This window comes from Bacillus sp. Marseille-Q1617 (genome assembly GCF_903645295.1).
Classification (GTDB): domain Bacteria; phylum Bacillota; class Bacilli; order Bacillales; family Bacillaceae_B; genus Rossellomorea.
The window spans coordinates 885476-907621 of the sequence record NZ_CAHJXM010000002.1; the positions used below are offsets into that span (position 1 = coordinate 885476).

General features: G+C 39.0%; 24 protein-coding genes and 1 pseudogene. 19 read left to right on the plus strand and 6 right to left on the minus strand.

Features of this window, described 5'->3' with window-relative positions:
* The first annotated feature begins 332 nt into the window (after positions 1 to 332).
* The 6 genes from HWX64_RS15800 (at position 333) to HWX64_RS15825 (ending at position 5134) form a co-directional block, all read left to right on the plus strand.
* Positions 333 to 617 (plus strand): hypothetical protein, encoded by a 285-nt coding sequence (locus HWX64_RS15800; RefSeq protein WP_175990478.1) that lies wholly within the window; start codon positions 333 to 335, stop codon positions 615 to 617.
* 120 nt (positions 618 to 737) lie between these two features.
* The gene (locus tag HWX64_RS15805) at positions 738 to 2549 is read left to right on the plus strand and encodes a hypothetical protein (protein ID WP_175990479.1); all 1812 of its coding nucleotides are present in this window, start codon (positions 738 to 740) and stop codon (positions 2547 to 2549) included.
* A 196-nt stretch (positions 2550 to 2745) separates the two neighbouring features.
* A complete protein-coding gene (locus tag HWX64_RS15810; protein ID WP_175990480.1) occupies positions 2746 to 3102 on the plus strand; it encodes a hypothetical protein in 357 nt (118 codons plus the stop codon).
* 267 nt (positions 3103 to 3369) lie between these two features.
* Positions 3370 to 4143: a hypothetical protein gene (locus tag HWX64_RS15815; RefSeq protein ID WP_175990481.1), complete on the plus strand. Its 774-nt coding sequence runs from the start codon at positions 3370 to 3372 to the stop codon at positions 4141 to 4143.
* A gap of 69 nt (positions 4144 to 4212) precedes the next feature.
* Positions 4213 to 4878 (plus strand): hypothetical protein, encoded by a 666-nt coding sequence (locus tag HWX64_RS15820; protein ID WP_175990482.1) that lies wholly within the window; start codon positions 4213 to 4215, stop codon positions 4876 to 4878.
* Positions 4879 to 4942: 64 nt separating this feature from the next.
* The gene (locus HWX64_RS15825) at positions 4943 to 5134 is read left to right on the plus strand and encodes a hypothetical protein (protein WP_175990483.1); all 192 of its coding nucleotides are present in this window, start codon (positions 4943 to 4945) and stop codon (positions 5132 to 5134) included.
* A 7-nt stretch (positions 5135 to 5141) separates the two neighbouring features.
* Here HWX64_RS15825 and HWX64_RS15830 read toward each other — a convergent pair whose 3' ends face one another.
* Entirely contained in the window at positions 5142 to 5738 is a 597-nt protein-coding gene (locus tag HWX64_RS15830; RefSeq protein WP_175990484.1) for a restriction endonuclease, read from the minus strand.
* A gap of 296 nt (positions 5739 to 6034) precedes the next feature.
* On the opposite strand from HWX64_RS15830, the gene HWX64_RS15835 reads away from it, so the two are divergent.
* The 4 genes and pseudogenes from HWX64_RS15835 to HWX64_RS15850 all read left to right on the plus strand — a co-directional run.
* Positions 6035 to 7165 carry a hypothetical protein gene (locus tag HWX64_RS15835; protein ID WP_175990485.1) on the plus strand — a complete coding sequence of 377 codons (1131 nt, stop codon included), beginning with the start codon at positions 6035 to 6037 and terminating at the stop codon, positions 7163 to 7165.
* A gap of 175 nt (positions 7166 to 7340) precedes the next feature.
* Positions 7341 to 7904, plus strand: coding sequence for a recombinase family protein (locus HWX64_RS15840; RefSeq protein WP_175990486.1), 564 nt, complete (start codon positions 7341 to 7343; stop codon positions 7902 to 7904).
* 113 nt (positions 7905 to 8017) lie between these two features.
* The gene (locus tag HWX64_RS15845; RefSeq protein WP_175990487.1) at positions 8018 to 8860 is read left to right on the plus strand and encodes a DUF3800 domain-containing protein; all 843 of its coding nucleotides are present in this window, start codon (positions 8018 to 8020) and stop codon (positions 8858 to 8860) included.
* Between the two features lie 291 nt (positions 8861 to 9151).
* Positions 9152 to 9268, plus strand: a pseudogene (locus tag HWX64_RS15850) (iron-sulfur cluster assembly accessory protein); the annotation flags it as partial.
* 58 nt (positions 9269 to 9326) lie between these two features.
* Here HWX64_RS15850 and HWX64_RS15855 read toward each other — a convergent pair.
* Both HWX64_RS15855 and yumC read right to left on the minus strand, forming a co-directional pair.
* On the minus strand, positions 9327 to 9968 hold the full coding sequence (locus HWX64_RS15855) for an SDR family oxidoreductase (RefSeq protein ID WP_175990488.1): 642 nt from the start codon (positions 9966 to 9968) through the stop codon (positions 9327 to 9329).
* 157 nt (positions 9969 to 10125) lie between these two features.
* Positions 10126 to 11124, minus strand: a complete 999-nt coding sequence (gene yumC / locus HWX64_RS15860) for a ferredoxin--NADP reductase 2 (RefSeq protein WP_175990489.1) — start codon at positions 11122 to 11124, stop codon at positions 10126 to 10128.
* Between the two features lie 810 nt (positions 11125 to 11934).
* Here yumC and HWX64_RS15865 point away from each other — a divergent pair.
* Positions 11935 to 13152: an NAD(P)/FAD-dependent oxidoreductase gene (locus HWX64_RS15865; protein WP_175990490.1), complete on the plus strand. Its 1218-nt coding sequence runs from the start codon at positions 11935 to 11937 to the stop codon at positions 13150 to 13152.
* A gap of 192 nt (positions 13153 to 13344) precedes the next feature.
* Positions 13345 to 13827 carry an NUDIX domain-containing protein gene (locus HWX64_RS15870; protein ID WP_175990491.1) on the plus strand — a complete coding sequence of 161 codons (483 nt, stop codon included), beginning with the start codon at positions 13345 to 13347 and terminating at the stop codon, positions 13825 to 13827.
* Between the two features lie 52 nt (positions 13828 to 13879).
* Here the strand turns inward: HWX64_RS15870 and HWX64_RS15875 are convergent, their stop codons facing one another.
* Complete coding sequence (locus HWX64_RS15875; RefSeq protein WP_175990492.1) at positions 13880 to 14647, minus strand: STAS domain-containing protein; 768 nt, start codon at positions 14645 to 14647, stop codon at positions 13880 to 13882.
* Between the two features lie 319 nt (positions 14648 to 14966).
* Here HWX64_RS15875 and HWX64_RS15880 point away from each other — a divergent pair, with 319 nt between their 5' ends.
* From HWX64_RS15880 to HWX64_RS15890, 3 genes are all read left to right on the plus strand, one after another.
* Positions 14967 to 15092, plus strand: a complete 126-nt coding sequence (locus HWX64_RS15880; protein ID WP_162266043.1) for a YuiA family protein — start codon at positions 14967 to 14969, stop codon at positions 15090 to 15092.
* Between the two features lie 348 nt (positions 15093 to 15440).
* Positions 15441 to 15758: a YuiB family protein gene (locus HWX64_RS15885; RefSeq protein WP_254871173.1), complete on the plus strand. Its 318-nt coding sequence runs from the start codon at positions 15441 to 15443 to the stop codon at positions 15756 to 15758.
* A 241-nt stretch (positions 15759 to 15999) separates the two neighbouring features.
* A complete protein-coding gene (locus HWX64_RS15890; protein ID WP_303049488.1) occupies positions 16000 to 16707 on the plus strand; it encodes a 3D domain-containing protein in 708 nt (235 codons plus the stop codon).
* A gap of 41 nt (positions 16708 to 16748) precedes the next feature.
* Here the strand turns inward: HWX64_RS15890 and HWX64_RS15895 are convergent, their stop codons facing one another.
* Positions 16749 to 17552 (minus strand): cobalamin-binding protein, encoded by an 804-nt coding sequence (locus HWX64_RS15895; protein ID WP_175990493.1) that lies wholly within the window; start codon positions 17550 to 17552, stop codon positions 16749 to 16751.
* Between the two features lie 10 nt (positions 17553 to 17562).
* Positions 17563 to 18042: a divergent PAP2 family protein gene (locus HWX64_RS15900; RefSeq protein ID WP_175990494.1), complete on the minus strand. Its 480-nt coding sequence runs from the start codon at positions 18040 to 18042 to the stop codon at positions 17563 to 17565.
* Between the two features lie 157 nt (positions 18043 to 18199).
* Here HWX64_RS15900 and HWX64_RS15905 point away from each other — a divergent pair, with 157 nt between their 5' ends.
* The 4 genes from HWX64_RS15905 (at position 18200) to HWX64_RS15920 (ending at position 22139) form a co-directional block, all read left to right on the plus strand.
* Positions 18200 to 19705, plus strand: coding sequence for a leucyl aminopeptidase (locus HWX64_RS15905; protein WP_175990495.1), 1506 nt, complete (start codon positions 18200 to 18202; stop codon positions 19703 to 19705).
* 111 nt (positions 19706 to 19816) lie between these two features.
* Positions 19817 to 19969, plus strand: coding sequence for a hypothetical protein (locus HWX64_RS15910; protein ID WP_175990496.1), 153 nt, complete (start codon positions 19817 to 19819; stop codon positions 19967 to 19969).
* Positions 19970 to 20232: 263 nt separating this feature from the next.
* Complete coding sequence (locus HWX64_RS15915) at positions 20233 to 21549, plus strand: Na+/H+ antiporter family protein (protein WP_175990497.1); 1317 nt, start codon at positions 20233 to 20235, stop codon at positions 21547 to 21549.
* A gap of 374 nt (positions 21550 to 21923) precedes the next feature.
* Positions 21924 to 22139 (plus strand): hypothetical protein, encoded by a 216-nt coding sequence (locus tag HWX64_RS15920; RefSeq protein WP_175990498.1) that lies wholly within the window; start codon positions 21924 to 21926, stop codon positions 22137 to 22139.
* Positions 22140 to 22146: the final 7 nt, after the last annotated feature.

Below are 22146 nucleotides of genomic sequence, written 5' to 3' on the forward strand. Positions count from 1 at the left end.
AGTTTGAAGCTATTAATTTCGACAAAGATACCAATACTTACGAGCGAACCTAAAATAAATGTAAATAAAAGAAAGGTTTTATTAACATTTGAAATTAATAGTTTAAGAAATTAAAATATCGGACATAATTATGATGTGAGTGAAAAACACAAAAAATAAGATTGTCTTTTAGCTGAAATCTAGCTAACGATTATCTATTCAAACATTAATCCATTAATACTACGGTTTTCCGAATTGTTTTGTAGGAGAACACTGTGGTTATTATGATTAATTGATTTGGAGTCGTTAGCTTTTTTGTGTTTCTCTCAAATAAAATTTTAGGAGTTGGTAAAATGGAAAAATCAATTATTAGCAAAAAAGAATTTAAGAAATTAATGAAGGGAAACGAACTAGATTGTGTCAATATTATTGCTCAAGGCGAGGGATGTATGGTTACTATCTCTACACTAGATGATGATGACATTATATTTAATGTTACAACTACTGAAAATTTAGTAGAAGCCATTTTTCATGCTGAAGATTTGAGTATACGATACGACCTTCCTATGAAATTATACCTAAACCACATTGTTTTTAAGGAGGAATACCCGTCTCGCTATTTAACTAGAATTGGGTGAAATTAAGTCAAAAATATCTTTTTAACACATTAGCAGCGAGTTGAAGTGAAAATTAAGCTGAAGTCAAGCTAATTTTATTAAACATGGAGGTGGAGGCATTAAGAAAAAGGAGGAATGTTTATGAAATTTATGCTAGACAACGAAGAATTTACTAACAAACCTAAAGGAAATGAAATTGGTGTGATTAGCAGGCGGATTATAAATAATCCAGTAGATATTGATGTTGAAGGACTTGCAACTGAATTAGGAAAAGGAAAAACAATTGTCCCTGCAAACTTTAAGTATCGAGATGGTGCTATAAAAAGGTCTATTGATAACTGGGAGTCCCAGCAAATATTAGCTTTAGATTTCGATGAAGGACTTAGGTTAGATGAAGCATTAAAGGATAACTTTTTTATAGAGAATGCTGCATTTATATATACCACTTTTAGTCACACAGAAGAACACCATAAATTCCGTGTAGTATTTGTACTTGAATTTCCAGTTTATGATTATCAATTGTACAAGAAATTAATAAATGAATTATTAAGTCGTTACCCTTATGCTGATCAGTCTTGTAAGGATGGGAGTCGGTTGTTTTTTGGAGGAACTAGGATAATACCTTTTGACTATAATAATCGGTTATTACTGGATGAATTTAATGAAGAGACCCCTTTGCAGGACATAAAGAATAATCTAAGTAATATGTCTAGCACGAGGGTACACCAATCCCAGAACACTCTCATCCAGTGCCCAGATAATAATATTCAACTTATCAAAGAGCGTAATATACAAGCATTACAAGAAAGGCTCAATATCAATCCTGTTACATTATCAAATAACGAAGTTATTGATTATCTTAAGAAACAGGATTTACGTACATTTCTGGGTGTCCAGTCGAGCGGGAATTTCATCGACATATTTCATGACGAGAGTAACCCTAGTGCATCAATCTACCAATCAAATAAAGAGAACGGTCATTGGTTGTATAAGTGTTTTTCTTCTAGTCATCCATTTGTCGGGACTATATTCCATGTAGTCGAAAAGCTATTGAATTGCACGACTGTTCAGGCTAAGAAGTTTTTAATGGAAGTTTACAAGATAACTATCTTTGAGTCAGAGGCTGTTAAAGACTTCAAAGAAAGTATTGATATGTATAAGGAACTTTTAAGGTCTGAAGAACTTGAAGATATACATCCCAATTTTTATAAAGTGTTTAATAGATATGGTCATTTAATGGACTTATATATTTTATTGGACTTAACGAAGGAATATATAACAAACGAAAGTGACCCGAGAATTGTTTTCTATCATAGTGTAAGGACACTTGCATCTCATTTTGGTAGAAGTATATCTGCAACTGGGACAAGGTTAAATTTTTTCACCATATTTAATGTCATATACAAACTAGATGAACATGAAGTACCACCAGATTTGCTCGAAATACAAAAGCAAAATAAGAAGAAAAACGGTTATCAGTACAGAAGTAGCACATATGAAATTCCCATGTATACATATGAGTTCTTTAATAAAATTGATGACCTTTGTAAGTTGTGGATTGAGAGCGGCTGTACAAGTAGAACAATTTCATATGAAGGAGTTTTGAGAGTGTTTGGTCGTAAAGAAGCCGATCGGGTCTATCCGCAAGATAAAGGCAAGGAAATTCGGAAGTTGAATGATGACATTGTCTCTGAAATTAATTTTTCTGCTCTCCGACTGATTGAATATAAGGGGTGGGTGACCGAGAAAGAAATTCTTGAATGTATAAGGGAAACCATAAAGGGCAACCAAGATTTTAAGAAAGGACAGTTTAAGCGATGTATTGCAGAAATGTTAGATGCTTACGGGCTAGAAATTGTTGCGACCAACAAGCAAGTGAAAGCTGAAATGGGTATTACAGAAGAGTTTATGAGTAAACGAAGTTTTCCAAAGATAATAAGAAGAAAAAAATAATGATGAGGTGTGATTATAAAATAACATGAAACAAGAACCAGCCGCTTGTAAGAATAAACATGGTAGTTTGGATTAGTAATTGTTCAATACGGTTGGAAAATAGCAATCCAAAAACATAAACAACTACTAATCGAAAATACCAAACATAAACACCTTCATCGCTCAATTAATAGCAGCGGAAGGAGATGTTTAAGTTATGAAAATTAACAAAAAGTTCGACAGAGAGGTCATTGTAGAAGGGAACAGGTTATTGGTGATCTCATGTAGGAAAGCTATAGAAAGAAGCCGATGTTCAGAAGGAGCATATCAAAATGTTAAATGCTCTTTTAAGACTGCAAAACAGCTATATTCATCAATAAGACTTAACAATAAGAAATTATATGAAGAATGGATGAGAAAAACGGTAATCTATTTGGAGGCTGAAAGCAGAGCCGATAGATACCGCCTCCGCCCTACACTTGATAGGATTGATAGTAACGGGCATTACTTTATCAATAACCTGCAGGTATTAACGTTTGGCGAAAATGCTTCGAAGGCTCAAATGAGAAAATAGATAGTATCAAGGACTATGGAGTTAACCATAGTCCTTTTTTAAAAAAATTTTTAGCAATTATTTTAGTATCTATAAGCATACTATGGTTTCCTTTTCAACTGCTAAGGTATAGAACTATTAAGGCAAGCTTGATAAATGGGAACAAAGTAGAATACTATTTATTTAAGTTTTAGTTATCAGAATATTCAAAATAAGGTATTTACAATTAGATTTCTCTCCACTATTATTGAAAAGCATCAATAAGAAAGAGAATAGGAGAGAATTTACATGGTTATTACCAAGTTGTGTACAGATGAAAATTGTAGTAGGAAAAACCAATCTTTGAATATTGAAACTGAGTTTTATGCCCATAGGGGAGGTAAATATGGAAAGAGAGCAATCTGTAAAGAGTGCTATCACAAACGTTATGGTAAAAAGGAAAGAGCAGCCGCTCATAAGAGAAAGAATAGACTTCTAATCAATAACTCATTAACGGAAGAAGAAGAGTTGATGGTTAGAGAGGACTTTGAAGGGAAATGTGCGCTTAGTGGGAAGGTATATAATGTTCAGTTAGACCATTTTGTACCTTTAAGCTGGGGGAGGGTAGCTGCACAGTTAGGGATTGGAGGCACGAATTATGCTAACATGCTTCCGCTAAATGAAACATTAAATAAATCAAAATCCTATCACAACCCATTTGAATGGATAATAAAAGCAAAAGAGAGACATAACATTGATACATTAATGTGGGAAAAAGCGATAGAGTATATTGCAAGTAAGAATAACATGTCGGTTGCAGATTTTGAAAGTAGAGTCAATGAATGTCACAGAATAATTTTAGAAATGACCTATGTACGTACTCTTGAAAGAAGGATGACGTTGAAGAAAAGAAGAATAACAATGTTGCATATACCAGTTATAAAAGCTGCTCTGGAAAAAGGGATAAATATCGAGGCTGCTGTTAGCAAGTATGGAAACCTTTTAGTGAGAAAGCATGTTGAACTAAAAGAAGTTCAAGAAGCAATTAGAAAGATTAAGAGTGAATTATCCAAATTGAAATAAGGAGGAGTCCAAATTTTTATTGCGTATACAGATGCATCAATTCAAGGGAAGAGATGTTTCTTATCATTTGTGATTGAATTTGAAGACGGTGGATTAATACACCGAAGAATTTTAATTAGAGAAAGGAAGATACAATTAGCTGAGGCATTGGCAGTTAAAGAACTATATTCATTTCTACAATATCATGGTTTTGAGAAAGGGATTGTGCTTCTGGATAACAAAGAAGCAATAAACTGGATTATCCTTAACAAATCTAAAAGACTAGAAGGATTACATCAGTGCCTTGCTTCAGCGGAGGTGGAACTTCAGTATATTCCGAGAAGGTATAATATCGCTCATTCCCTAGCACATAGTAACCGCTATGTACCATCTAGCAATGTTAAGAGTATTAATCGAGATCATTTGTCTGCATTTATGAACTTTCCAGAATACAATTTAAACATAGAGGTTTATGAAGAATTTAGAAAACTATACCCTAAAAAAACCAGGTGCTATCACAAATATCAAAAAGCCTTAAATAAAAAGATATGGCTTGGAAATGTAATTGAAGAAGGTAAAGATTACAGTGTTTATGCATACTATGATTTAAGAATAAAAGTATCAAATGATAACATAGTGTCTGTTTCTAAAGAGCAATTTGTTTCTCTTAAAAACCATTATACTGTAATAAGAAATAAGAAGAAGTTGAGTAGAGTAAAAAGAAAGGTTATTAATACATCCTCCAACTCCAGTTAGAATAACAATTATTTTACTGACTAATAATACTCTTGTACTTACATTAACAGTGGAGACGATAAAAATGGGTAAACAGAGTGTTATTACTATTCGAATGGACTTATGTGAACTTAAATTAAAGGTTTTGAATATTGCCCTGTATCTTGAAGAAGATGATAAGTATTCCCGTGAAGACGCAGTAACCGATCTGTTTAGGGTTGTGAAGCAGATTGAAGCCATTGAAGAATTAAAATCATTAAACAAAGCCACCAATTAGGGTGGCTTTAAATATAGGTCGGGATGACATCTTTTATTTCTTGCTCAGCATTTTCTAATCCTTCTAACCATAAATCTACAAGTTGTACCCCCTCTATTAGGTCTATATTAAGTCCTGCAGCATAGTCTCTGGCACCTTGAGTGAATGAGCCTGTAGTTACTACATACCCTCCTGTTGCATCTCTTTTGACCATATTGCTATGTACTAGAGCAATTGCTTCAAAGGGCAAGTCTCCTCGATAGCATTTTACCTGTCCCAGAAAAAGACCATCTTCAGTAGTATGTTCAAAGTCAATTCCGAAATCCCCAGTGGGTGGAGATACCCAAGTGCTTCCTCCTTTTGCTCTTTCGATTATTTCCGCTACAAATGACTCAAACATGATCGGGTCTTGTTTTAAATAAGAAGAGGATAATGTTTTATCTTCTTCAGTTTCTTTTTTAAACCTCATGTATAAGCCGGTTGCAAGAGTTCTTTTCATTTCTTCGCTCTTATCAATATGTTGTGCCAGTAGCTGAGTCTGGTAGTCGTTTTTTCTTTTGTGAGAATAAAACTGAAAGAAAGCGGCAGCCAGTATTAGTGCAACTACTATTTCTAAGTAAATCATTTAATCACCTCCTTACTTGTTTTACCTTTAAAAAGAAACAATATTCACTTATGTAAAAAAATGTAATAAAAATAAAGGTCATGTAAGAAGGTTGTCGAAAATAGTAATAGAGAGGGAGGATGTATAACTTGTATGATGATTATGTTTTGAGGTGTATCATTTGCAAAGTGGAGTTTTCGGAGTCAGACATTGAAGTTATGGAAGCTACAGATATCCTTATCTGTGACTTGTGTGCACATGAACAATACGTGAAGAGTATAAGATCGGAAAACAATCTTTAACACGAGGAGTAAACAATGGATATTGAAAAAATTAAATTAGGAATTAACAAAACTGGATTTGTACATGAGTACAAGGTGTGTGAAATATTAGAACAAAACAAGTGGAACGTAATAAATAATAGGTATTATTTGGACGATGTCCAAGAAATTAATAGGGAAATTGATATCATAGCATACAGGGTTAATGAAGTTGAAGACATATTATATTACACATCTCTAATAATTAGTTGTAAAAAAAGTGAAAGTAATATATGGAGCTTTCTTACAAAGGACATTAAGAATGGTGACCCCAACATTAATTTTTGTCCTATATCAAACTGGGCAAATGACAAGGTTTTGAGTTATATGATCAAACCTGAAAAAGTTGAAGATGAAGTGTGGAGTGTTACAAGTGATCATGAGGAACTTAATTTTGTCTATGGGATAAATGATCATGTGTTTGCCTTTCAACAATTGAACAAAACTAGTTACACTCCCCAAAATGACAAAGATATTTATAATTCAATCATTTCTTCAATTAAAGCTTTAGAATATGAAAAGAACTCCTTAGATGAAAGAAAAAATAGAAAGGTTATGTACAATTTTAACTTAATATCAATATTCGATGGTGAAATGATTAAAGTACACTTAAACAATGAAGGAGAAAGCATAGAAGAAATAGATGAAATAAAGTATTTAAACAGACATATAGTTAATAAAAACGAAAATTTCTATAGAGTGCATTTCATAAAATTCAGTAGATTACAAGACTATATAACAAATTTTAACAAACTTCACCATTGGAATTGTGAGTTTTATCCAAATTTAAGAAGAGATTTTTTTAATAATATTACTATAGAAGAACCCAAAGAAAAAATAGATCTACTTCTTCCAGAATTCATAAAAGAGGTTCTTTGGTATGTATCTATGGAGGTTGAAGATTTTACGATCGACAAATTAAATCTAAAGTTCAACACTTACACAAATTTAATGGAAATTGGATTTACGGGAGAAAATTTAACTTTCAATGAAGAAAATCATATTGCAGAGGTACTAGATAATAGTGATACGGCAAAAAGAACAATAAAAGAAGGTTTTAATAAAGTATACAATTTTAATGGCTTTTTCTCTGTAAAACCTTATTACGAGGTTGATTTACCATTCTAATATTGTTTAGTCTCAAAAACGAATGTTTATGAGACAATGCTACCTAGCTTATATCAGGTAGTATTTTTTTGTGTTTTGTGGTTCATAAGCCGTTTCAAAATCAACGTTTCAATATATACACCAATAAACCTTTTTGATACAATTAAAGTATAAAAATGGAAAAGATGGTGTTTATATGAAAATTGGTTATGCAAGGGTTAGCACCCAAGACCAAAGCCTAGATCTTCAAATGGATGCACTTCAAAAAGCTGGTTGTGAAAAGGTATATTCTGAAAAGGTTAGCGGTATGAAAGACGACAGGCAAAAGCTGAAAGAATTGATTGATTACGCTAGAGAAGGAGATGTTCTAGTTGTATATAAGTTAGACCGTCTTGGAAGATCTACAAAGAAGCTTATTGAACTTACAGATGAACTTGAGAATAGGGGAATAGAACTTGTAAGCATTCGAGATAACATAGACACTACTACAGCAGTTGGGAAGGCTATGTTTCGTATGCTGGCAGTATTAAGTGAAATGGAAAGGGATTTAATATCAGAACGCACTAGAGCAGGATTAGAGAGCGCTAGAGCAAGGGGAAGAAAGGGAGGGAGACCTAGAAAAGACTCCAAAATAATTAATAAAGCTATAAAACTTTATGAGTCAAGACAATATTCGGTTAGGGAAATTGAAGATTTGACAGGAGTGTCTAAGGCTACGTTATATAGAGAATTGAAAGAGAAGAATATGAATAATGATTAGTAATATTGTTTAAAACATCTGAACTCATATAAGGGCTAGATATACAAACAATATTCTTTGGAAAGTGGTTTCTGGTATAATGAGGATATATTGTAAAATAAGTGGGTGTAGTTATGCAGTATATTATTTATTGTGATGAGTCAGTGAAAAATGGAACTTACTATGGCAATTTTTATGGAGGAGCTTTAGTAAGATCAATACATTTTGAAGAAGTAAAACAGTCTCTTGAAGATAAAATGAAAGAATTAAATCTGCTATCTGAAGTTAAGTGGCAAAAGGTTACCTCAAGCTATTTAGAAAAATATATGGAACTAATAAATCATTTTTTTGATTTTATAAAGGCGGATAAAGTAAAGATAAGAGTAATGTTCACTCATAATGCATATGCTGCTAAGAAACTAACTAAAGAGCAAAGAGAAAATGAATATTTCCTACTTTACTATCAATTTATTAAACATGCTTTTGGTTTTAGGTATTCAAATAACTCGCATAGTAGGATATCTCTGTACTCATACTTTGATCAACTTCCAGATACCAAAGAAAAAAATCAAAATTTTAAAGATTTTATTTATAGCTTGCAGTTTCAAGACTTTTTTGAAGAAGCCAACTTGTTCATTCATAGCAAAGATGACATTGCAGAAGCTAAGTCTCATGACCACGTTATATTGCAATGCTTGGATGTAGTATTGGGAGCAATGGAGTTCCGCTTAAATGAGAAACATAAAGAAATTCCAAAAGGCAAGAAAAGAAGAGGTAAAAGAACAGTTGCTAAAGAAAAACTTTATAAATTAATTAATTCTCGAATTAGAGAGATATATCCAAATTTCAATATTGGAGAAAGCACTGGAATTAAAGGGAGTCCAGATAATAGGTGGAACCATCCTTATAGGCATTGGAAGTTTGTACCTAGTGATAAGCAGCTAAACAAAAATTATACTCCAAAAAATAAAAAATGAGCCCCACTTTTTCTACATGTATAGCTCACGTGGAACGTAAGCCTTCGAAAAAAGTCAAGCTCATTTATTAACAACTTTTGTATATTTCAATTATATAGTAAAAAATAATTGAAAATCAACTCTAAGATTAATTTATTTTATATAAATACTTCCATATACTTGTATCTATACGTATGTTTGGGTAAAATTTAGACAGTGACATTAACAATCGTTTAGGTATGCAATTAACAATCTTGCTTGTTATTCATAATCATTCCAAATTACAACTAACCTTGATATATCAACGTTCTGAAACAGTCCATGATGGGCGGAGGCTTTACGATCGATAATCCGAACGCGATCGCTTCATGCGGCTGTGGGTCATCGTTTGTGACAGCTTCGAATAAAGGTACGCCGGAGAACTGTTAAAGGATAAAAAAAGAAGGACCAGCGCTCAAGTCAGCGCTGGTCCTTTTTATTGAATTCATTATAATTTCTTTAGGGCTTCATCTACGGGAATTTCTCCGTTAAGGATTTCAAACACTTTGTGGTTCGTTTCTAAAGTGGTCAATGATTCCACGAGCACCTTGGCTACGTCAGCCCGCGAGATACTGCCGCTTTTATCGGCTATGGACCGCTCCGCGATGATATTTCCGCTCGCATCGTCAAAGGTCAAGGCTCCTGGACGGACAATCGTATAGTTCAGGCCGCTTTCTTGAAGGTGTACATCCGCTTCATTTTTGGCTTTTAGATAGACGTGCATGCCTTCCGGGGCGTTCTCCGGCTGGTCGGCTCCCATGGAACTCAACATGATGAAACGTTCGATTCCCTTTTGCTTTGCATAATCAACCGCTTTTTTCGCGCCTTCCTGATCGATTGCAATCGTTTTATCCTCGCCTGTTTTACTACCGCTCCCGGCAGCGAAAATGACCGCATTGACATTTTCAAGGGCATAGGAGAAATCCTGTTCAAGATCTGCGACGACCGGTCTTGCACCCAGGTCTTCCATATCGTTTGTCTGTTCAGATTTACGGATCATGGCTTTAGCGAAGTGCTGAGTGCTGTTCACAAGCTCTTTTAAAATGAGCCGGCCGGTATGGCCATTCGCTCCAATAACAAGTACATTCATCTCATCTCAACATCCTTTTTTATTTTTTTCTCTTATTATTGGTCTACCCATTACTTGCTAAAATAAACAAGGCACTAATCTTAGAGAAGCTTTAACATACTGGAGAGGCACATATAAAAAGAGACCCAGGAATCATTCCTGAATCTCTTTTAAATAATTAATCTGTAAACATGGACGTACTGTGCATAGGCTGTACTCTTGCTTTCGGGTCCATGAAGGCTTTTGCATTGTTGACGGCTGTAGGAGCTTCACCGAAACCGCTCGCAATCAGTTTTACTTTTCCGTCATAGGTGGAAATATCGCCTGCTGCGTAAATGCCTTCTATATTCGTTTCCATTCGTGAGTTGACGACGATTGAATTTTTCTCGATTTCAAGTCCCCAATCTTTGATTGGTCCGAGTGAAGAGACAAACCCGAAGTTGACGATCAACTCATCGATATCAAGGATTTCCTTTTCATCTCCGCGTACTTCTTCTAAAATGATCTGATGGATCTTTGACTCATCGCCTACAATTTCAGCAGGAACAAAAGGAGTCTTAAGTTCCACAGAGGAATTGTTGAGATTTTCCACACTGTGCTCATGGGCTCTGAACTTATCCCTTCGATGAATGAGATAGACCTTTTCAGCAATCGGTTCGAGCATCAATGCCCAATCGACTGCAGAATCACCGCCGCCGCAAATCGCCACTTTTTTGCCTCTGAACTTCTCCATATTATCGACGAAATAATGAAGATTCGTTCCCTCATATTGAGAAGCGTTTTCGAGCTCGAGCCGTCTCGGCTGGAATGCACCGTTCCCGGCTGTGATGATGATGGTCCTTGAATAGTGAACTTCTTTATCAGTTGAGAGCTTGAAGCAGCCGTCGCCTTGCTTCTCGACACTTTCCACTGCCTGCTCCAGGCATATGGTCGTTTCAAACTTGGCCATCTGCTCCTTCAGGTTATTGACAAGGTCCTGAGCCTTCACTTTTGGGAACCCTGCCACGTCATATATGTATTTTTCAGGATAGAGGGTGGATAACTGACCGCCCAATTGCGGTAAACTTTCGATGATCTTTACTGAAGCTTTTCTCATCCCGCCATAGAATGCGGTGAATAACCCTGTTGGGCCGCCCCCTATAATCGTTATATCATAAACCTTTTGATCTTCCTTCAAGTAGATCCCTCCCAGATATAGATGCATCTATTTTAATTTATTCTATCATAGAGAAATGAATCCTTCCCAAAATTTAGATTATTCTTTTGGACACTCTGTCTTTGGATGCTGAGTGCAGTTGCTTGAAGCGGAGCCTTCGTCCCGAGACGAAGAAAATTCGACAAGCGGCGCAATTATTTGGATTCCGGCTCAATTATTTCTGAAAGCAGCACAATTAATTCTCAATTATCAAATAGATGACTATTTCCAAAGTGAAAAAGAGATCAACTTTAATAAACCATCTATATAATAGGGTGAATTTGATCAATACCAAAGCCCAGTCACCTGAAAAATAACCAGTTGAATAGTATGATCTCAACCAATATTTTCATCGATCAATTTCACTCAAATTCTTCGGCTCAAAACATAGTACCTATTACATTCTTCCTTCATTACTCAATGAATCAAACGATTCTCTAAATGCGCTATTGTCGCAATTTTCCCAAGAATGATTATTTATCTTTAATACCTTGAAAAGATGGGGTAAAACGAATATTATGTAATGTAGGCATATTGTTAAGAATTTATGACAATTTTCGCGGTGTGCACTAGTACGTGAAAGTTGTCACATACTTATTATTTTGTTTTTATACTATTTATACAGTATTCTCTCTTTTCATTTGAAAAGGATCATCCCGCAAAATTTGTTTTGAGTTCCGCTTAATCGGGGAATGAGATAGTAGCAGCAGATTGACGGGATAAAAAAGACCGATGTGGAGGACTCTAAGAGTATCCGACGCAAATTCAATCAAAAAGGTGGATGTGATTCAGTTGAGAAAGCCAAGAATCGTTGTTTTAGGTGCAGGTTATGGCGGGCTTATGACAGTAACTCGTCTTCAAAAGCAATTAGGTACGAACGAAGCGGAAGTCATCCTTATTAATAAGAATGATTACCACTATGAAACAACATGGTTACATGAAGCTTCTGCAGGGACTCTTCATCACGACCGTGTGCGTTATGATATTAAAGATGTTGTGAATACAAGCAAAGTGAACTTCTTACAGGCAACTGTGGACGACATCAAAGTAGCAGAAAAGAAAGTTGTAACAAGTCAAGGCGAAGTAGAGTTCGATTATCTTGTGGTTGCGCTTGGTGCCGAGTCTGAGACGTTCGGTATTCAAGGGTTGCACGAGCATGCGTTCATGATTTCAAACATCAACTCAGCTCGTCAAATCCGTGAGCACATTGAACTCCAATTTGCTACGTATAAGAACGAAGAAGAGAAAAACGATGAGCGCCTGACGATCGTCGTAGGTGGAGCAGGCTTCACAGGTATCGAATTCCTTGGGGAGCTGGGTAACCGTGTACCTGAACTATGCAAAGAATACGATATCGACCGTTCAAAAGTACGTATCGTTTGTGTGGAAGCAGCGCCAATGATCCTTCCTGGCTTCGATCCTGAACTTGTGAAATATGCACGTGCCGCTCTTGAGAAAAAAGGCGTTGAATTCCACATCGGAACTCCGCTTAAAGAAGCAAAAGCAGACAGCGTATTGATTGCCAAAGGCGAAGATGAAGTGGAAGAAATCAAAGCTGGTACAATCGTTTGGGCAGCTGGTGTCCGCGGTAACCGCATCATTGAAAAAGCAGGTATCGAAAACATGCGTGCCCGCGTCAAAATCAACAAAGATCTTCGTGCACCAGGTCACGACAATATCTTCATCATCGGTGACTGTTCACTGATGATCAACGAAGAAACAGAACGCCCATACCCGCCGACTGCACAGATTGCAATGCAGCAAGGGGAAGTGTGTGCGCGTAACATCGCAGCTCTTCTTCATGGAAAAGACCATCTTGAAGAATTCACACCGGACCTGAAAGGTACTGTATGTTCACTTGGTGAAGACGACGCAATCGGTGTTGTGTACGGCAAGAAACTTACTGGTACAAAAGCATCATTCATGAAGAAGGTAGTAGACAACCGTGCGCTATACATGGTTGGCGGACCTTCACTAGTATTCAAAAAAGGTAAATTCAAGTTCTTTTAAGATGAACAGTGAGTGATAAAGCAGAGTGGATTTTAATTCCGCTCTGTTTTTTTACATTCAGACAGTAATGAACGGTGGAACAGCCGGTACATATAGACCATCTTACCTAAAAATCCAGTCATGACTTTTCTATCTCCGTTACCTGTAGTACCTTAAAGTAAAGAGAATTTTTATAGTAAGAGGAGGAGTAGGTTGAAAAGGGGAAAGGTGTGGCTGGCTGTTGCCGGACTTGTTATAGATAAAGATGGAAACTGGCTTGTTGTTAAGAAAAAATACGGAGGACTGAAAGGTATGTGGTCACTCCCGGCCGGATTCGTTGACGAAGGAGAAACGGTCGATGAAGCAGTTCTTCGTGAAGTGAAAGAGGAAACGGGCCTCACGACGACTGTTAATGGGATCATCGGGGTACGTACCGGTGTGATAGGGAACGAAATCAGTGATAATATGATCATTTTTCATCTGGATCATGTCGATTCGGATCTGTTGAAAGTAGAAGAAAGTGAACTGTTCGATGTGCAATGGAAATCCCCAAATGCACTGATGGTGGATGGCAAAACCTCCGTCATGATCCATGAAATGCTGAAGCAGGGTGATTTATTCCAGCGCCATCAGGCCATTGAAGGATTGGATCCCGGCGAGCAGTTTGGCTATACGAGTTATAAGTTGTTTATGTGATTCATTAAGAAAAGGCATCAAATACAAAAACGTATTTGATGCCCTTTTTAGGTCATACCGATTCTTTTTCCTGAAGAGACATAATATATTTGAGCCCTGTTGATGAGTCACTGAAAGTCAAAACGTTTTCAAACTCACCGATACTTATGGCAAGCTCGGGTGTAATCCCGACGATGATGCATTCGACCCCGATCAATTTTAAACAATCATAGAGCTTCTGGAGGTTTTGTCTGATACTATCGTCAAACCTGCTTATCCCGCTGATGCTGATCATGACGTATTCAATGCGGCTCTTTACACACTCCTCAAGCACAGTGCTGATCACTATTTCTCCCCGGTCAAGATCAAGTTCGCCTTTAAGCGGCAGGGCAATGGTTTTATCCCAAATATGTAAAATGGGTACAGACAGTTCCCGGATCATTGTCTCTCTTCTCTTTTCCTCTTCTGCTCTTGAGGTAACATCCATAAGCATGACCATATAGCCTTCCACCTGTCCGGATTGCGTAGAACTTGTGATGGGAGTGATCACGATATCTGCAGCGAGCCTCTCCTTGATATTGATTCTTGCTCGATGTCCATCATGAATGTCGTCCATGATCCTGCGCTGATATGGAGGCAATTCATGAAATTCATCCATATTCATTCCGATCATATCTTCTGCGCTGTTAAGCCCGAATAACGGGGCAATGGCTGTCATTGACGTGGATGCTTTAGTATTCATCCACGTCACGGTATAATCCTTATTGGCAATAATGATATTTTCACCTATGCTGTTTAACGCATCGGTACCGGTAATGTCGATTGGAATCGGTCGATTCATTTTGGTATTCCACCTTTGTTCGATTTATACATGTATTTCTAATACAAGTATATCTAAAACAAGTAAAATGTAAAATAAAACGGGTAATGCTTGGTGCGTGAAAACCCCCGTTACATACCGTGTTGGAGGTAAAAGGACGAGCTTCCATAATTTATTTAAAAATTCAGTAAACTTTGTGAAAAAGAGAGATATTGAAAGATAACAAGCAATGTATTCGCTTTCTTAAAGGTACATCCTCTAATATGTCCCTTTCCATTCACGAGGATAGATGATATATTATCAGAAAATTAAGAAATTAAACTCAAAAGGAGAGGGAATCATGAGAGCTACTGCAAGTACGAAAACAAAATTTTGTCTATACTGTTCAGGAAAAGGATACTTTCAGTTAGTGTTGGGTGGTTCTGAGACATGTCCTTGCTGCGGAGGCAGCGGGAAACAAAAATAGAACGGACGCTAATCTGACCATATGAAGCAGACCTTGAAATTCGGGTCTGCTTTTTGCTTGGCAGAAACGATTTCGCGGTAGGTGCGTTATGCCACCCGCCTCTGAGCATAGCCCTTCCGCATTTCTATTGTCCAGCTCCGGCGGCTAGAGGCTCGAGACATAAGCCATGCCATCCAAAAAGGCAAAAAACGCCTTTATGGCTGCCCTGTCTTATGCTTGTCGCCTCTGAACGAGCCGCCTCCGCATTTCTATTTTTGTTGATTTTGTGAATACGTCTTTCAAAAGATTGACGCTTTCATAAACATTGAGTACACTAAACTTTAGTGTTTATGGAGGTGCAGACGGTAAATGCCTATACATGTAATGATTATTTCGATGCTTCTTTTTCTGGTTCTGTTTTTTGGAATCGGCTTTTTGTTAAATATGTTATTGCGTATGACATGGATAATGGCGATTATCTATCCGATCATTGTCATTTTTATTGTAGATGATGTGCGTTTTATTGAATACTTCCGAAATGCAGGAGCTTCGTTTTCGGAATTGGGCACTAAAATTAGCAGTTTAGCTTTGGCCGATCTTTTGATACTTGGCAGCGGACTTGCAGGAGCGATTCTTTCAGGGATTGTGATGAGAATCTTGAGAGCCAAAGGATATAGAATGTTTTGATTTATTTCCGTTTACCCCGTGAATGCCCGGGTTGAACGGATTTTTTTATGCAATTCTACAAATGATAAGAGAGCGGTGAAGCTTAAAAATTCCAGGGTAAGACACCATAAAAAAAACCTTTTCACCTTAGAAACTACTAATCCTAATATTTTCCAAAAATTGAAACTATTCGATTTTTTTATCAATTTATGAATAAATACCATCTTTGTGGGGAAGGAATAAGGGTGGGAGGAGTGAATTCATGAATTTGGTAATAAAATGGACGAAACGAATCATCATGGTTAGTTTATTTGTACTAGCCTTAGGGACCACCTTTCAATCGGTATCGGGGGTGGAAGCCCAGACGTTTAAATCCTGGCTGAATGAAAACAAAGGAAGTCAGTCGGAACGCTATTCAGAAAACCATAAAACAAATCATATATCATTATCATTCAAATTTTTGAAGAGATTAGCAGGGGTCAAGACGATGATCTCTTCAAGCAAACCTGTTGAAGGGCAACTTCCGACACTGGAAGAATCGGTCAATTGGGAGCAGTATCCGAAAAATACCGTGGTGGCTACTGGATATACGGCCGGTGTAGAATCAACGGGGAAAAGTCCGGGGCACCCTGGATATGGGATTACATACTCGGGAGTGAAAGTGAAAAGGGACTTATATTCTACGATTGCGGCAGATACATCCGTCTATCCGATCGGTACGATCCTCTTCATCCCTAACTATGGATATGGGGTCGTGGCTGATACAGGAAGTGCAATCAAAGGAAATAAGCTCGATTTATATTACGATACCGTTCAACAAGTCTATGATGAATGGGGAAAACAAACCCTTGAGGTGTATGTCGTACAAGTAGGTACAGGCAAGCTGACGGAAGAAGACCTGGTGAAACTGAACAGCAATGAATCGATGCAGGTCTTCAGGCAGCAAATCTTATCAACTAAAGTGGAATAATGTAAAAGCTCGTATGCAGAAACTTTGCATACGAGCTTTTCTTATGGAGAATGTTGAAGGTCCAATCCTTCGTATACTGCAGGATGCAGCATTCTGGCAAGCTTCACCGCCCCTTTTAAAAGAAGGGGGGACGGCCTGCAGTAAAGGGCTTCCTCCAGAATGAGTATCCGATTTTCCTGAACGGCTTTCATTGTATCCCAGCCGGGGCGCTTCTTTACAATGTCGGGATTCACCCGTTTCTGCTGTACGCCTACCCATGCAAGGCAGATATAGTCGGGATCACGATCCCTGACATCTTCCCAATCGGTTTGGACGCTGGCAAGTTCGACATCCCGGTAACTGTTTTTGGCTCCTGCCATCTCACTCAATTCGGTGAGCCAATTTATTTTTCCCGGAGTAAAAACGGGCTTCGGCCACCATTCCCAGTAGAGGACCGGCGCGTGGCTTACGGTCCTGCTCAACCTCTTTAATTCCTCAACCGTATGTAAAAACGTCTGCTGCCTAAGGACAGCGGTTTCCTCAACCCCGCATGCTTTCCCGACCGTTAATATATCCTCGGCGATGTCCCGGAAGCTTTGAGGATTCAGTGTGATATGCGGAATGTTTCTCCTATTTAATTCCTCGATATTTTTTTCCATCCCAGGGACGCTCAGTGAAGAAAAGACGAGATCGGGTTCCAAAGCCTGTAGCTTATCCATATTGATGGACAGGTCGGGGCCCAGCTTGGGGAGTGAACGCACTTCCTCAGGATAATCGGAAAAATCATCAACGCCGACCAGACTGGATGTAAGTCCAAGATAATCGATGATTTCAGTATTACTCGGGCAAATAGAGACAATCCTCACCGAATCACTCCTAAGTAAATAATAGATAGTGCAGAAGCAGGGTCAATATAATTCCTGAAAGGCCGCCGAAAAAGACCTCGATCGGTTTGTGTCCAAGCAGTTCCTTAAGCTCTTTCCGCTTTTCCTGCTCGGGCTTGTTCTGCCAGCCCTTGGCTTCTGTCATGAATTTTTGAAAATCAATCGTTAACTGGTTCAACACGATGGCCTGTTCACCCGCCTGTCTTCTGACACCGGTCGCATCAAACATGGTGATGATTGCAAAGATCGCCGACACGGCAAAAACCGGGGAAGAAAGTCCTGTCTCCAAGGCGACCCCTGTTGAAAGAGCCGTCACTGCAGCAGAGTGTGAACTTGGCATTCCGCCTGTAGACGTGATCAATGACCAGTTTAATTCCCTCGTTGCAATAAATTGAATGGGCACCTTAACAAATTGTGCAAAGAAGATTGCAAATAAAGAGGCCCACAATGGAAAATTCAAGAATACTTCCATGCTGTCACCTGCCATCTTTCTTAAAAGTCTGAAAACAAATAATGCTCTTATTATATCATACCCGAATGAAAGCAGAACTAACTTGCATGAGCGAATGTCTGTATGTCGAAATAAACTGACATCTCCGTTATAATGGAGAATGGAGGTGTCAGGGGAAATGAATTATACAATCAACCAAAAAGATATTACAAAAGCAGCAGGGGAATGTTTAGTGGTCGGAGTTTACCATCAGCCATCTTTTGAAGGGGAACTGAAAGAGCTTGATCACGCATTTGAAGGGTATCTTACTTCACTGGTGAAGGATGGAGACATTTCTTCAAAGCCTAAGAAACTATCAAAAATACATACGTTCGAGAAAATCGGAAGCAAGCGGATCCTGTTTGTCGGACTTGGCAAACAAAAGGATCTGACTTTCGATCTTTTAAAAGAGGCGATGGGACTTGCATCGAAAGAGCTGAAAAAAATGAAAGTCTCTTCTTTTTCAGTGGCGCTTGATACATTTTCATCAGAAGAACTGCCTGCTGCAGATGCGGCACATGCTCTCACAGAAGCGTACACGATGGCTACATATCAGTTCGAAGGCTACAAGCAAAAATCAAATGAGCCTGAAGTGTATGTGGACAGCATTGAGTTTTTAACAAGCGATGATGACAAAGAAGTCAATACGGCTCTTGAAGTGGGAGCGGCTTTCGGAAGAGGTGTCAATTCGGCGCGTACTCTTGTGAATACACCTGGTAATCTGCTAACATCTACAAAAATGGCAGAATACGCCCTGGAACTTGCAGAGCGCTATGATTTCGAGGCGGAAATACTCGATAAAGAAGAAATGGAGAACCTCGGAATGGGAGCCCTCCTTGCAGTCAATCAGGGATCGGTTGAGCCGCCTAAGATGATCGTCCTGAAATACAGCGGAAAAGATGAATGGAAAGACGTCATCGGCTTGGTCGGAAAAGGAATCACCTTCGATACCGGCGGTTATTCCATCAAGCCGAAGGACGGCATTGTCGGCATGAAGACGGATATGGGTGGCGCTGCAGCTGTCCTTGGGGCAATGGAAATCATCGGTGAAACAAAGCCTGAGCAGAATGTGGTAGCCGTGATTCCATCAACGGACAACATGGTAAGCGGTTCTGCATTCAAGCCTGATGATGTCATCACGGCGATGAGCGGGAAAACGATCGAGGTCCTGAACACGGATGCCGAGGGACGCCTTGCCCTTGCAGACGGGATGACTTATGCGAAGCATCACGGAGCGAATTACCTGGTGGATGTGGCGACGCTGACCGGCGGGGTCATCATTGCACTTGGAGAAGATAAGACAGGTGCCCTCACAAATAATGAGGCATTCTTTGAGCAGGTGCTTGAAGCATCGAGCGAGTCCGGAGAATTCATCTGGCAGCTGCCATACACGGAACATGATAAAAAACGTGTCCGCAGCAGTAAGATTGCCGACCTCAACAATTCACCAGGACGGGCAGGACATGCCATCATGGGCGGTGCCTTCGTAGGGGAATTTGCCGATGGTCTCCCATGGGTTCACCTGGATATCGCAGGAACAGCCACGACGAAGAGCACATATGATCTTGGTCCTTCTGGTGCCACTGGTGTCATGGCCCGTACGCTGGCACTACTGGTGGAACGATTCCAGCCTTTAGAAAAATAATGATAGAGACAGGCCTTTTTCTGATCCAGTTGTTTTGGATTGGGGAAGGCCTTTTTCATTTTCAAGAGGATATGTTAAATAAGCTTGTTGAATTAGTAGGGGTTTAAGCTGTTGACAGGAGCTGCTCGTAGACCCCGGGGGAAGCGCAGTCCATCAGAAAGAGGAAGGTGGTTTTTTAGAGTTGAAAATAAATTAGCTAAAGTTGAAAATAAGCCAGCCGAAGTTGAAAACAAATGTCCAGAAGTTGAAAATAAACCAGCTTAAGTTAAAAACAAATAAACAGAAGTTGAAAATATCAAACATTTACTCCTTCTAAACCATACAAAAACTTACCAACCAACATTTTAATGATTCATCAGACTAAAGTATTGACAACCTCTCTTTATCTTGTTAAAGTTAAAAACGTTGTTTTATTACTCTACCAATTTAGCGAACTAAAGTAATATCTATGGAACTACCAATAAAGAATCAGCCGGTAAAGTATCATTTGAAAACAGGCTGCAGAACTTTTTAAGGGAGGAATAATGATGAACGCAGTTGTTATTGCTGTTCTGATCATGCTCATATTGAGTTTAGTACGTGTCAATGTCGTCTTTGCCCTCATTACGGGTGCGCTGATCGGAGGTTTGATCGGCGGCATGGGCATGAGTGAGACGATAACGGTCTTCTCTGAAGGATTATCAGGGGGCGCCAATATCGCTTTAAGTTACGCGTTACTTGGGGGATTCGCTGTAGCAATTTCCTATACGGGGATTCCGAATCTTCTCGTAGACTGGGTGTTAAAGGTTGTCGGGAAAAAAGGAGATTCAAGAAAAGCGGCCCTTTCTAAGGCACTTATCGTTTTTGCTATTTTAATTATGGCTATTTTTTCACAGAATCTGATTCCGATCCACATTGCTTTTATCCCTATCCTGATTCCGCCTCTATTGAAGGTCATGACGGAACTGGAATTGGATAGACGCTTAATTGCCTCTGTCATCACATTCGGACTGACTGCTCCTTATATCCTTTTACCAGTAGGATTTGGTCTGCAGTTCCACGAAATCATTGCACAGAATATGGCAAGCAGCGGAATGGAGATCGATCTGGGGGATATCCCTAAAGCCATGCTCATTCCTGTTGGCGGAATGATGATTGGATTATTGATCGCAGTGTTTGTAAGCTACCGCAAACCAAGAAAGTACAGTGAAGCAAAAGAAGTCATTTCAGATGAAAAAATGGTCTATAACAAAAAAGCGATGGTCTTCGCCTTTATCTCGATCATCGTGGCACTGTATGTCCAGCTTCAGCTTGAATCCATGATCTTTGGAGCTCTGGCTGGGATTGCCGTGCTTTATCTTTCTGGTTCCGTGAAGTGGAAGGAAGCTGACGGATTGTTGAATGAAGGAATGAAAATGATGGCGTTCATCGGGTTTGTGATGATCACTGCCTCAGGATTTGCTGAAGTGATGACAGCAACCGGGCACGTAGAAACGCTTGTTGAGGCGACTGCAGATGCAATCGGCGGCAACAAGGCGATGGCAGCCTTCATCATGCTCGTTGTCGGCCTGCTTGTGACGATGGGAATCGGTTCCTCGTTTGCGACGATTCCGATCATTGCAGCTATTTTCGTACCTCTTTGTATGGAGCTTGGCTTCAGCCCGATGTCGACAATTGTTATTGTCGGAACAGCAGGCGCCCTGGGAGATGCGGGTTCTCCTGCTTCAGACAGTACGCTCGGGCCGACAGCCGGATTGAACGCGGACGGCCAGCACAATCACATTTGGGATACATGTGTACCGACGTTCTTGCACTATAACATTCCGCTGATCCTCTTTGGATGGATTGCGGCGATTATGTTTTAAGTTTGGATTTGGATTTTAGCAGGGGATTTTTTAATCCTCTGCTTTTTTTGTAGGTAGAAGAGGTACTCTCATTAAAAACGAGAAGCTTTTATAGACAGATAAAACCAAGTTTCAGGAAATACGTGCCACTTTCCAGATTTACATTCCACTTTCAGAAAATACATGCCACTTTCCCGAGATACGTGCCACTTGTCGAAAAATCTTTACGTAGAATCCAGCACCTAACACTAACCACCCCGACACCCTCATCTTGCGTTCATTCTCAGTAATAAATCAAAGCCCACTCAAAAACGCCCTCCATCGCATAAATCAGTAATGAAGCCGATAAAAATAGATGGCTGTCCCTGTAAACTGAAGAAGAGGAGGAAATGCGAATGTATAGTCAAGTGTATGACAGAAGGCCAAGACCGTACGGATTTGGCAGAAGACCATTCTACGGAGGAGGGTTCTTTGGCGCTCCGTTTATTGGCGGTGTGTTAGGCGGTCTCTTAGGTTCTGCTCTCTTGTATCCAAGACCTTATCCACATTATTATCCACCATACGGGTATGGTTATGGTAATGGATATCCGGGATATTACCAATATTATTAATCATAGA